Raw genomic sequence first — 12,266 nt, 5'->3', positions numbered from 1 at the left:
TGGACCCCTCCTAAAATGGTAATAATATCCTTATCGCTTCTTGCTTACAATTCCAGCCGCGCATCATGAACTCGCCGCATCACCTCCCTAGTATAAATGAAAACCCGCTCAACCTTTCAATGAACCGATCATGACGCCTTTTACGAAATGCTTTTGCACGAATGGATACATAATAAGCACCGGGACCGAAGCTACGACGATCAATGCGTATTTCAGCACCTGCTCGAAGCCTTGCACCCGCGCCTGCTGGGCGGTATTGGCCAGCATTTCCGGATCTGACGCATTCAGAATAAGCAGATTTCGCAGCACGTATTGCAGCGGGAACAGCTTCTCCGATCGCAAATAAATGAGAGCGTCAAAGTACGCATTCCAGTGGCCAACCGCATACATGAGGGTCATTACCGCGATAATCGGCTTTGACAGCGGCAGCACGATGCTGACCAGGTATCTCAAATCTCTGCAGCCGTCAATTTGCGCCGCTTCGGACAATTCATGCGGAATCGAGGATTGAAAAAACGTTCGCGCCACGATGACCTGGAATACCGAGAAAGCGCCTGGCAGCCACATCGCCCAGCGTGTGTCCAGCATGTCCAAATCTTTGACTAGGAGATAGGTAGGTATGAGCCCTCCGCTGAAGAACATCGTAATCATCATCAGGATCATGACCAGGCTTCGGCCGTAAAAGCTTCTGACCGACAACGGATAAGCAAGCAGTATCGTGAATAATAAATTGATTAGCGTACCGAACACCGTATAGATGATGGTATTGTAATAACCGTACATTAATTGCGAGCTGTTGAAGATCGACTTGTACGCCTTTAAGCTGAACTCCACGGGCAGCAGCCATACTTGTCCCGATACGACAGCTCTCGGCGAGCTGAAGGATGAGCTGATAATATAAAGGAGCGGATACATGACGGCTAACATAAGCAGTGCCAAAAAGATGTAAATGGCTAACAAAAACATGCGATCTCCAAACGATTCCTTTATTTTTTTGGATTCTATCATGTTCATCCCTCCCTACCACAAGCTGGTTTCCGATATTTTCTTTGCAAAGGAATTGACGAGCAGCAGCAATATCAAATTAATCACAGAATTGAACAGGCCGACCGCCGATGAGAAGCTGAAGTTCGCCCCGACGAGCCCCACTTTATACACGTAAGTGGATATAACCTCAGATGAGCTTAAGTTGAGCGGGTTCTGCATCAAATATATTTTCTCAAAGCCGACGCCCATCACGTTTCCAAGACTTAGAATAAGCATGATCACTGTAATCGGGATCAGCGATGGAAGATCAATATGAATGATTTTCTTCCATCTGGAGGCTCCGTCTACTCTTGCAGCCTCATACAGGGAAGGATCGACGCTGGCGAGCGCCGCAATATATATAATGGAGGCATAGCCCATTTCCTGCCAAACCCCCGACCATACATAAATCGATTTGAAAAATTCCGGAACGCCCATAAAGTTGGTCATTTCCCAGCCCAAGAAGGAAAACAATCTGTCTATGACGCCGACATGCGGGGTAAGCATGAGCATGATAATGGAAACCATCACGACGGTAGAAATAAAATGCGGCGCGTAAGTCACCATTTGCACCGACTTCTTGAATTTCCCCGTACGTACTTCATTCAAAGCAAGAGCCAGCATAATCGGAATCGGAAAGCCGGCAAGCAGCGAATAGAAGCTGACGCCTAACGTGTTTTTTATAATCAGCCAGAAGTTTGGAGAATTGAAAAACGTTTCAAAGTGCTTCAGCCCCACCCATTGACTGCCCCAAATGCCCTGTATGACGTTAAAATCTTTAAACGCGATCTGCACGCCGAACATCGGCACATATTTAAAAATAATTAAATAGAGGACTGGCAGAAGAACCAAAAAGTACAATTCCCAATGCTTCTTTATTTTTTTCCATGCCGACAGCTTTCTTTTGAAACGCAGATTGTGGATTTTCGTTTTCTCTAACGCGTTCGCCTGTACATGATTCATTCGCAGCTCTCCTTTGCAGCAATGTGACGAAGCCATTATGGCCGTTGTCGATGATGTCCTGCCCACAAATCAATTCTAGCCCGTTTACGAAATCTTCATCAATTCGTAAGATTCCTGCACCTCACCTTTTTCTAAATGAGCAAGATCTGCTGCTAGTTAAGCCGTTTCATGCATTTTTCACCTACCATTCATAATTCTCCAACCTAGAGTGCCTAAGCATTCCGCGCTTTTCTTGGCAATCAAAAAAAAGAGCCCCGAGTATGCGGAACACCGCGCTCAAGGCTCTTCCCTTCATGAATCTCCACTGCTTAACTGCCTTCCCCAAGCTGCTTTCGAAAGTCGCGCGGCGATAAACCAACGACATTTTTGAACGCACGATTGAAGGAATTGTAATTATAATAACCAACCTCGCTGCTAATTTCCTGCATCGGCTTTTGTGTTTTCGAGAGCATCTGCTTCGCGTTAGCGATACGGAGGCCAATGAGGAAATCGACGAAATTTTCCCCGAACTCCTCTTTAAACATTTTGCTCAAATATTTGGAGTTGAACTGGAACCTGTTGCTCAGAAAATCAAGTGAAAGCTCGGAGTTCGCATAGTTTTCTTCAATGTAAGTCCTTATCTCTATAAAAAGCGCCTTGTTGCTATGCGATTCCCGCTGCATCTGCATCTTCTCGTTCATCATAGCGAAAATGCTGCTGCAGCCCTGCTGCAAATCATCGAGATTATCCCATCGCATCGCCAACTCGCGCAAATCGGTATGAACGGCCCGCCAAATATTGCGATACTCCTTCGATAACTCAAGCACCTCGCCCTCCAAATGATGGACGAAAAATTGCAGAAGGCTCTCGATTTCTTTGCGGGGCAGCAGTGAATCCCTGATCTGGTCGAAAAACAAGTTTAAATATTTCAGCCATTCATTCTCGGCAAGGCGCAGTGACTGCGAAAGCAAATAAATGGTTTTGAAATACTCTTGAATTTCGGTCTGCGGTCTTATGGTATCCTCCAAAGCTATGATCCGGTTGCTTCCGAGAACCGCTTTGTATTGCAAGCAATAGTTCGCCTTCTCGTAGGAGCCGCGCAGCTCTTCCAGCGTATTCGCCGGCTCTCCGCGCCCAATCGTAATATTGAAGCTGACATTTTGCTCAATCCAGGTCCGGCACTCCTGAATGATATAATCGTTTTTCTCCATCACGTTCGCTTCCTGCGGCAGCCAAAGGATAAAGGATACGCGGCGATCGGTCGTCCATTCCGCCCATACCGTCACGCCTAGATTTTTGGCCGTCTCATGAATAACGCTGTATAGCGTAAATTTCAGCAGCGATTGATCCCTTTCATTGTAAATCGCCTGAAATGCGAAATAATCATCGATTTCAATGACGTGAACCGTCGATATTTTCCCCTTTACGTCCAAATCATAGCTGCGAAGCTCGGAAATCCAGGCTTCATCGGTCATTTGAACGGCACCCTCAAGCACCTGGTGAAAATGATATTTTTTTTGCAAAATAAGTTTTTCCCGGTACTGCTGCTGGAATTGCTTCGTTTCGCTCATTAGGTTCTCAAGCGTGTTTTGGATAAAAATAAATTCACTTTCAGACGTCGCTCCCGCTCCTTCGCTCTTGGACGAATACGTCTGAATGAGTGATACGAGCTGCTGAATCGGCTTATAGTTCCGTTTGGTCACGTAAATAACCCATAGAATACCGAACACCACGACAGCAATCGCAAATACGACCCATACATTGTAAAAGGTAAGCACGAACTTCAGGCCATTCTTGTCCAAAATACCGCTGTTAATCTCCCACCCTGTGTAAGGAGACGTATAATTGGCTAAAACCGGACCCGTAGCCGATGGATCAACTTCATCCCCAAGCAGATTGCGGCCTTCATCGTCTATCATGCTGACAAAGCTTATATCGGAGTTATACATCCGGCTGACCGTATCCTGCAGCTTGGATAAGCTGACATTTACGACAAAATAGCCCTGTTTCACTCCCATATTGAATGGAGCTGTTCGTACTAAGCTGATGACGTTCTCGGCGTCGATGTCGGAATCGGAAAATGCTTTATACGTCCGCTCTCCCGACCACTTTGCCCCGCTTTCTTGCTCTTCATATTTCTCAATAAAAGATTTATCCTGGAAATCCTCGTATGTTCTTGGAACATCCCCAAATATAAACTCATCTTTGAATCGCATGAAATAGATGGAATCAATAATCGGATAATTGAATTTCAATTCATCCATCACTTTAAGCGCTTTAATATTAGCAGCCACATCCATGCTGTCTCTGCTAAAAAAATGGCTGATATCGGGATTCGTCAATATTTCCCTTACGACCTGATAATCGATTGCCTTTAATGAATTATCCGTAAAAAGAATGACCTGCTGCGCCAAAAAATCATTGGCTTTTATCGCTTCTCTTCGATTTTGTTCATTCAAGGTTTGGAAAAAAACGACGAATAGTATCATCGTCACGATAAAAAAGATCGGTAGATACGATAACAACAAACGGCGAAACCACATTTTGTTCAACCCTTGTATCACCTTCCTCTTGTTTACCTATAAGCGTACCTTATCTAAAAGAGCAGGACAAGATACATCATTTCCTATTTTGGATATCCAAAAAACTGACGCCTGCAGGAGGACGTCAGTCTCAGTCGAATGGTCGGGCAACCGATTAATTAGGCAAGCAGCCGGAATATATGTGCAACAGGAGCCTTGCCAGCATACTCGCTTGGCGGCAGCTGAACGATAAGGCCAGCCTCCGTTCGTTCAAACGGCAGGCTTTCATCGGTACCGAACAGCTCGACGCTGTTCACGGGCTCGGTATATGGAATCACGACATGCTCTACAACTGCCGTATCCTCGGAAGGGTACAAATAAGCGGCGAATACGCTGTTCTCCTTGCGGGTGAACGCAAAGCCGCCGGTAAAATAAGGGGTACATATTCTTGTGCCGTACACAGCGTCACCGTAGGTTTTCATCCATCCGCCCAATTCCTTGATCGTTGCAATCGCTCCTTCCGGAAGCCTTCCGTCCGGCTGAGGGCCGACATTGAGCGCAAGATTTCCGCCTTTGGCAACGACCTCCATCAGAATATGGACCACCTTGCGCAAGGATTTGTACTTGTCCTCATATCGGAACGAGAACGAGGTCCCAAGCGTAATGCAGCTCTCCCATGGTACGTTCATCGGTCCGTCCGGAATCGTCTGCTCCGGTGTTACGATATTCTCGTAAGGGCCGCCGACCGTTCGATCTGCCGAGAGCAGCCACGGCTGCGTTTCGCGCGCGCGATCGACCAATTCGCCCAAGCGAATATCCTGCGGCACTCTGCCGCCATCCCTTACCCAGCCGGCATCGAGCCACAGTACGTCAATGCGTCCATACTTGGTCAGCAGCTCCATCATTTGCTCGTGAGTAAACTGCACGAACTTCTCCCAAAGCCATGGATATTGCTTCGGATCATACGAGGGACCGCGCCAAGTATGCGTACCCCGCTCCATGCCCGGCGCCCAATAATAAGGCGTGTGCCAATCGGCCTTGGAGAAGTAAGCCGAGATAGCTAGTCCCTTATTGCGGAAGGCATCGAATACATGCTTGCAAATATCGGCGTACTTATGCGTATGGAACGGCGTCTCGAGGCCGGTACTCCGGTAATCCGTCGTATGGGTGTCCCACATGCAGAAGCCGTCATGATGCTTTGTCGTAAAGGTCAAATATTTGAAGCCGCCCTCTGCGGCTAGCTCTGCCCATGCCTCCGGCTGCAGCCGGACCGGATTAAACGTTTTGTTCAGTCCAAAATATTGCCTTTTCAGCTCCTCGCTGTCCACGCCCCAGTCGATGCCGTCACGGGACCAATCTCCGTCCTCGTCACTAAGCGCCCATGATTCCACGAGACCCAGCTGCGAATAAGGCCCCCAATGCATCATAATGCCGAGCTTCTGATCCTTGAACCATTCCAGACGCTCCAGAATAAGCGGATTATCCGGCTTGACCCACTCTTCCTCCGCGCTGAAGTTATGTACGCCATTTTCCACCTCTGCTGCTTCCAATGCCGCTTCGTCCATAACGCTTTCCTCGTGCTGCTGTATTTGCCCATTGCTCATTTTGCCTGCTCCTCCTCTAAGTGCGCGTATATTTATTTGCCGAGCCTATGACTGCTGCTGATTTCCTTCATGTATACTACAATAGATTTCCTTCATGTATAATACAAAAGCCGCAGCGCCCGCAATTGCCATCTTTCCAACAAACTCACTTTTTTCGTTAATCCTTTGTAAAGATGCCTGCTGTAAAGTACGTCATTTTCGAAAAGATTGCATTTTTCGGAAAGCGCTGTAAAACAACGGTTTTCCACAAAAAAAAGCCGTACTTTGCATAACAAAGTGCGGCCTTTTCTCCGATTCCATCCTATATCCGCGGAATGAATACCGCTTTATTACGACCAATCATACGTCCACTGTCATGGCAAAAAAGCCTGCCTTAATCTTTCGTATTATAAATGGAAAAAGAACGAATATGGGGTATTCCCACACTTTCCAATATCGTTAGGCGAATATGTGAGGTTAGAGCAGGTTGAGGAAGCGGATCGATCTTCTTATGGCCGATCGCACTGCCTCTCGCGATTACCGTCCACTCGCCGCCGCTTTCCGCTTCCACTATATAACTCTTAACCCGTTCCCCCCGCTCAATTTGCTCCATCAGAACGATGCGATGGATATCCGCCTCCTGTTCCAAACGAATCGAAACCGAATGGCTGCCGCTGCTCACCGCAAGGGGGGTTCCATATCTTCGCTTGATTTCGTTGCCCAGCTCCAACAACCGCTTGACCTCCGCATCCGGAATCAAGCCCCTGTCGTCAGGTGCTGCGTTTAGCAGCAGCATAGCGCCGTGGCCGACGGATCTTTCATATATATCGATGAGCTCCTCCAGTGAACGGAGCGGCGTCTCGTCATTCGGATGCCAGAACCAATGATTGCCCCGGATCGGAACGGGACATTCAGCCGGTACCCAATCCGGGGTTTCCGGCAGCCATGTCGTCATATCATTCGTGTACATGCTGACTCGCGCCGCATCCGCCGTATTCCAGCAAGGATAAGGAGCGAAACCTTCCTCGTTGCCTACCCAGCGTACGGTCGGCGCACCCATATTGAATACCATGGCATTAGGCTGGTACTTGTTTACAAGACTCATGATGCGTGGCCAGTCGTATTGCCTGCCTTCAGAGCCCGCGCCATCGAACCACACTTCAACGAGCGGACCGTAACCTGTGAGCAGCTCCGTAAGCTGCTCGCAGTAAACCTCATCATAGGCTGCTTCATCCAGATAGCGCGGATCATGCCGATCCCAAGGCGATAAGTAAATGCCGAAGCCCAGCCCCTCTTCCCGGCAAGCCTCCGAGCATTCGCGAACGACATCCCCTTCTCCATTCCTCCATGGGCTAGATTGGACGGAGTATGCGGTCGTCCTCGTCGGCCATAAGCAGAAGCCGTCATGATGCTTCGCAGTAAGCATGACATAGCGAAATCCCGCTTGCTTAGCCGTCTTTGCCCATTGCCTTGCATCCAGTTCAGTCGGGTTGAACGCCTCAGGGCTATCCTTGCCTTCTCCCCATTCGTGATTGCAAAACGTGTTCAATCCAAAATGACAAAACATGCCCAGCTCGTAGTCCTGCCATGCCAGCTGCTGCTGCGTTGGCTTCGCTAAATACGGTTCATCCATATTTATCCCCTCCATTTATGCCGTGTCGACATACACAAGCTTTCATCACCTTGCAACTGCCTAGGTTTCTTTGACCATAATCCGTTTTTGAACCTGGTACAACAGGAAATATTCATCCTTTTCCCCTATTTTCAGCAGTTGCTCCCATTAAACAATCGATAATAGCGAATAGACGGCATCACTATTTTCTATTCATGAACTATATGGAGAATAAAGAGAACTTCCGCCTGTATATCTTGGCATAAAAAAAGAGATGCTGTTCGGTCATGTAGACCATACAGCATCTCTTCAATGGCATGCAATGGTTATTCAGCCATTAAATTGCTCAAACGCAAAATGGTCGCATAAGCCTGCTGGCGTGTGTACGTTCCTTTTGGACTGAAATTGTTGCTGCCCGTACCGTTCATTACGCCAAAAGTGAATACAAAATCAACGCTAGGCTTTGCCCAGCTGGCGATTTCCTTATTGTCCGCAAAAGTCGACGCATCGCCAGTGATGTCAAAACCGAACACATCCACCGTATTCGTGAGCATAACAGCCGCTTCTTGCCTTGTGATACTGCCGTAAGGATCAAACTTTCCGTTTCCTTTACCGTTAACGATTCCCATGAGATTAGCCGCGATGACTTGTTTGATCGTCGTATCCGTGAAAGGGTTATCGCTCAAGCTAACTTCATTCTCTTCCAGAATCGCATCGATCGTATTGCCAGTCGTAACCTCAAGCAAATTAACGATAAGCTTCGCGAAGTCCGCACGCGAGATTTGCTGTTTATAGTAGCTTTGCAGTCCTTCTGGAACGAGGCCGCCCGCAATAGCTGCATCTACCTCTGTTTTGGCCCATGCGTCAGGTTGGTCGCCTACAGCATTACCTTTGTCGATTTTGAAGAAATAACTCGTTTGGTCACCAGTCGTCTCATCAAATAGGAACAACTCATAATACGGCAAGCCGTATTCAAAGGCTACCGTTCCCGTTGTATTGGCTGCAAGGCTGTTCACAAGCTCTTTCTTGCCTTTTATCGTCCAAGGAAGAGATTCGGAAACGAGAATTCCCTTCTCTAGGCTGTAGCCTAATACGACTGCACTAGTCGTTGCTTTCGCCGTAAACGTAAGCACTGCTTTATCCGGTACAATCGTCGATGTTACTTCCATATCCTCATAAAGCTCGCCTAAATCCTCAATCGTGATGACCTCATCCACTTCGCCTAAGCTTTTGGATACCGAATAGGTGTACTTGTCCTTTGTAACTTCTGCCGCTGCAGCCGGCATAATGAATGACAGTGACATCAAACAAACGGTCATCATTACAAATAAAGCCTTCTTCGTTCTTTTCATTTGGTTACCTCCGAGAATATGGTATTGATACTCATATACCATTCTACAGCCCTTCTGGAAATACCTTCATTTTCGACAATTTTCAATGCTCCTCTTGTAATCGCAAGATGATGTGTTCATTTCATATTGGCCTTTCTTTGGCTTTCTATCGCTATCGATCAAAAGGGGCAGCCAGCAACCTCTGGTTATGAATTGCGTTTATTATATGTATACTGGAAACACGGAAGGAGGAATTTTCGTGAAATACCGATTAATCGGTTTCGTCGGCATTATTACAGGGATATACTTGTTGGCTAGCCAGTTTATCAGCGTTCAAGGCGATCGGGTATACATCTATCCGCCCAGCGTGCAGGAAGACGCTTATCCTATAGAAATTCAATCTTCGGATAGTCAGCTTATCGTGGATGGGTGCTCGATTCCCCATAAGACTGTCGCAATTGAAGTGTCGGAAGCTGAGGCTAAAAAACTGCGCGAAGAAGCTGGCTATTCATCCGAAGGAATAAGCGGAGGAGTCATTGTCGAGTTCAAGGAGACTGGTTCCTGCTCTTGAAAAAATCTGAGCGAGCCGAGCATTCGCACTTTAGCTGTCGGTAGATAATAAAGTATTAGACTGGATGTCTTTATTTCAAGCGTATTATCGATTGTAATATCGTCAGACTTCATAAAGTAAGTTTTAGACTGACCTCAGAATTGAAACAGCGACAGCCAAGGACGAGAAAATAAAGTCCAAGACTGTCGCTGTTTCATTGAACTAACGTTCTCCGTAAGTTCAATAAGATGATGGAACAATATCGTCCGGATCTGAACCAGCTGACCCCCATACTTCACCGTCAACACAATAACCTTCACCACTCCATTGAAGTAGGTAGCCTCCAATAAGCATGCCTTGTTCGAAACCTTCAATAAAATTTATTCAATCCAAATATTCCCCAGCAGCAATTGTTCTAGCGAAATACAGTTTACTAGTATCTAAGTGCGTTAAACTAACATTGACTTCATGGCTACTATTGTTCATCATTAGAAGTTTTATATGTACAAATCCCGGATTTACAGAAAAAGGTTGCTGTACAGTTGCGCCTCCAGAAGCAATATAGTGCGAGGGTTTATTCTCTTCGTCGCTTAAAGAGATAGTAAGGGTTGTATTTGCGGACTTGCTAATACACCAGACTTTGGATTAGACGCATTCTTTTGAGTTGAACTTGTTGAATCACAGGCAGTTACGGTCGATAATGTTAAAGATAAAGATAAAACAACAAATAAATATCCTTTTTTATTCACAACTTATCCCTCGTATTCTTTTATTAGTTATTATAAAACCTATAAGACGTTCCTCGTTATTAATAACGAAAGTTACATCTGTAATTTACAAAATGGCACTGAGCTAACCTGCCAGTTAGCAAAATGAAAAAATGGAGCAGTTGCAGACTGCAACTGCTCCATGGTGAGTTTAACTAACGTTCCTCGTTAGCGCAACGGACTGCAGCAGTTTATGCGAGGAAGCAGCCGCTTATTGCGAGCTTATCTGCCCGCTTTGGCCGACACGGAAAAATAACTCATCTCAACGGGAGAGACGGACTTTGGTTTCGGTTCTCCCATCCTTTTCTCTAATAAGCCGTCTAGATCTACATCCGAGCAGTCCCATCGGTATCTCCCCTCCTCCAACTTCATGTCGATAAAATCGACGACCTGCTGCAACGAGGCGATTTGGCTGAGAATATTTTTCCGGTGGCTCGTTAAAAGTTCCACCAGTTCGGGATATTCCGCGGGATCTGTATCGGCGGAGACTGCCAAAAAAGGCCGCATTTCCTCTAGCGGCATCCCCGTTTTTTTCAGGCATGCTATCAGCTGGATCGTATTGATATCCTCCTGTCGGTAGATGCGGTGCCCGTTGTCCTTCCGCTCTGCACGAGGTAGCAGCGCGATCTTTTCGTAATAACGGATCGTATCCTCAGTAATTCCGGTTTGCTCAGCGGTTTGCTTTATCGTATAGGATTGCTCTTCCTTCATCCTGTTCCCTCCCGGAGATTGTTTTTTGTGCATTATACATCTTGGAGCTGGCTCCAAGTCAAGTCTTTTATCCTTAGGAATAAACTTTGTTTTCGCGCCTTGACTTGGAGTCGACTTCAACTTATAGAATATACGCTATCAGGGTAAATATCCCGATATCAGGAGGAGATGCACAATGAACAAGAACCCAAGTGAACATATTGCATTGATTACAGGCGCAAGCGCCGGGATCGGGTTGGAATTAACCCGGAAATTGCTGTCGGAGGACTGGCAGGTGGTTGCTTTGAACCGTTCCGACTTTCCGACAGACGATATGAGCATCCAACATGCGGTCAAGAGTGGATCGCTTCGAATTTATAAAACAGATGATCTTGCCGATTATGCCAGCTTGAGACGTACTTTGGAAGAGATCAAAAGCAAGGAGCAGCGGATCGATATTTTGTTCAATAACGCCGGAGGGTCCTTTCCCAAGCTTAGCCATTCGAAACAAGGGCGCGAGAAGCATTATGAGCTGTTGACGGTCGTTCCATATATTATTCTGATGGAGTTGAAGGAACTCCTGAAAATTGGTCGCTTAAAAACGGTGATCAACACCTCATCTTCAGCGCTAAAATTTACGAAAGAGTTTACTATCGATATCCTGGAACGTCCCAAAACCTTCCGCAAGCTGCTTGGTCCTTACGCCACCTCAAAACTAGCTCTTTCGCTGTGGACTCAGGCCATCGCGACGCAGCTTGCCAAGGACGACATCAAGATCCGCAGCGTTGACCCAGGTAGCAACAATACGCTAAGAAAAGGGAAACAATCCGGACTGCCCTTTTTGGTTGGAGTATTAATGAAGCTATTTTTCTCACCGCCTACTCACGGCGCCAACAAGCTGTATGAAGGGGCTCTCGGGGAACACCGGAATAAAACTGGCGTGTATTTGCTGAAAGGTCAGGTTGCGGGATTAAAATTTAAAGACCAGGCGCGGAACGTTTTGGAAAGAATTCAAGCGATTTATGAACACGAATTTTTGCAACGTAATATTTAAACTTACGGCTGTATTAACCTGCCCTTTAGCTCAACAAGGCTGCCGATTTATGTCGGCAGCCTCGTCCTGGTGATTATGGAGCTATAGTTCTCCATTAGTTTAATGCCTATCCACTAATGACTAGGCTAGCGGTTGACCAGGTAATGATTAAGGATAATATATCCTTGTACCATCGAAATAATTAGATGA

Annotated in this window: 9 protein-coding genes; 2 read left to right on the top strand and 7 right to left on the bottom strand. The window is 46.6% G+C overall.

The annotated features are described in order from the left end of the window. Positions 1-108: 108 nt before the first annotated feature. From FHS16_RS11845 to FHS16_RS11820, 6 genes are all read right to left on the bottom strand, one after another. Complete coding sequence (locus FHS16_RS11845; protein WP_183562257.1) at positions 109-1,008, bottom strand: carbohydrate ABC transporter permease; 900 nt, start codon at positions 1,006-1,008, stop codon at positions 109-111. Between the two features lie 12 nt (positions 1,009-1,020). After that, positions 1,021-1,989 (bottom strand): ABC transporter permease, encoded by a 969-nt coding sequence (locus tag FHS16_RS11840; RefSeq protein ID WP_183562255.1) that lies wholly within the window; start codon positions 1,987-1,989, stop codon positions 1,021-1,023. A 308-nt stretch (positions 1,990-2,297) separates the two neighbouring features. After that, positions 2,298-4,511 (bottom strand): helix-turn-helix domain-containing protein, encoded by a 2,214-nt coding sequence (locus tag FHS16_RS11835; RefSeq protein WP_246431732.1) that lies wholly within the window; start codon positions 4,509-4,511, stop codon positions 2,298-2,300. Between the two features lie 158 nt (positions 4,512-4,669). After that, positions 4,670-6,055: an alpha-L-fucosidase gene (locus FHS16_RS11830; protein ID WP_376769668.1), complete on the bottom strand. Its 1,386-nt coding sequence runs from the start codon at positions 6,053-6,055 to the stop codon at positions 4,670-4,672. A gap of 412 nt (positions 6,056-6,467) precedes the next feature. Beyond that, a complete protein-coding gene (locus tag FHS16_RS11825) occupies positions 6,468-7,706 on the bottom strand; it encodes an alpha-L-fucosidase (protein ID WP_183562249.1) in 1,239 nt (412 codons plus the stop codon). 305 nt (positions 7,707-8,011) lie between these two features. After that, a complete protein-coding gene (locus FHS16_RS11820; protein ID WP_183562247.1) occupies positions 8,012-9,037 on the bottom strand; it encodes an S-layer homology domain-containing protein in 1,026 nt (341 codons plus the stop codon). Between the two features lie 238 nt (positions 9,038-9,275). Here FHS16_RS11820 and FHS16_RS11815 point away from each other — a divergent pair, with 238 nt between their 5' ends. After that, positions 9,276-9,587: a hypothetical protein gene (locus tag FHS16_RS11815; protein ID WP_183562245.1), complete on the top strand. Its 312-nt coding sequence runs from the start codon at positions 9,276-9,278 to the stop codon at positions 9,585-9,587. A 968-nt stretch (positions 9,588-10,555) separates the two neighbouring features. On the opposite strand, the gene FHS16_RS11810 is transcribed toward FHS16_RS11815, so the two are convergent. Continuing rightward, positions 10,556-11,044: a MerR family transcriptional regulator gene (locus FHS16_RS11810; protein WP_183562243.1), complete on the bottom strand. Its 489-nt coding sequence runs from the start codon at positions 11,042-11,044 to the stop codon at positions 10,556-10,558. Positions 11,045-11,219: 175 nt separating this feature from the next. Between FHS16_RS11810 and FHS16_RS11805 the strand changes: the two genes are divergently transcribed. Then, complete coding sequence (locus FHS16_RS11805) at positions 11,220-12,077, top strand: SDR family NAD(P)-dependent oxidoreductase (RefSeq protein ID WP_183562241.1); 858 nt, start codon at positions 11,220-11,222, stop codon at positions 12,075-12,077. Positions 12,078-12,266: the final 189 nt, after the last annotated feature.

This window comes from Paenibacillus endophyticus (assembly GCF_014192395.1).
GTDB classification, from domain to species: Bacteria; Bacillota; Bacilli; order Paenibacillales; family Paenibacillaceae; genus Pristimantibacillus; species Pristimantibacillus endophyticus.
Note: the sequence above shows the minus strand (reverse complement) of the source record. Positions and strands in the feature narration are given on the sequence as shown.

Excerpts from the sequence above, each read along its gene's own strand:
- FHS16_RS11840 (WP_183562255.1), bottom strand. The coding sequence starts at position 1,989 with ATGAATCATGTACAGGCGAACGCGTTAGAGAAAACGAAAATCCACAAT.
- FHS16_RS11845 (WP_183562257.1), bottom strand. The coding sequence starts at position 1,008 with ATGATAGAATCCAAAAAAATAAAGGAATCGTTTGGAGATCGCATGTTT.
- FHS16_RS11805 (WP_183562241.1), top strand. The coding sequence starts at position 11,220 with ATGAACAAGAACCCAAGTGAACATATTGCATTGATTACAGGCGCAAGC.
- FHS16_RS11825 (WP_183562249.1), bottom strand. The coding sequence starts at position 7,706 with ATGGATGAACCGTATTTAGCGAAGCCAACGCAGCAGCAGCTGGCATGG.
- FHS16_RS11810 (WP_183562243.1), bottom strand. The coding sequence starts at position 11,044 with ATGAAGGAAGAGCAATCCTATACGATAAAGCAAACCGCTGAGCAAACC.
- FHS16_RS11820 (WP_183562247.1), bottom strand. The coding sequence starts at position 9,037 with ATGAAAAGAACGAAGAAGGCTTTATTTGTAATGATGACCGTTTGTTTG.
- FHS16_RS11835 (WP_246431732.1), bottom strand. The coding sequence starts at position 4,511 with ATGTGGTTTCGCCGTTTGTTGTTATCGTATCTACCGATCTTTTTTATC.
- FHS16_RS11830 (WP_376769668.1), bottom strand. The coding sequence starts at position 6,055 with ATGGACGAAGCGGCATTGGAAGCAGCAGAGGTGGAAAATGGCGTACAT.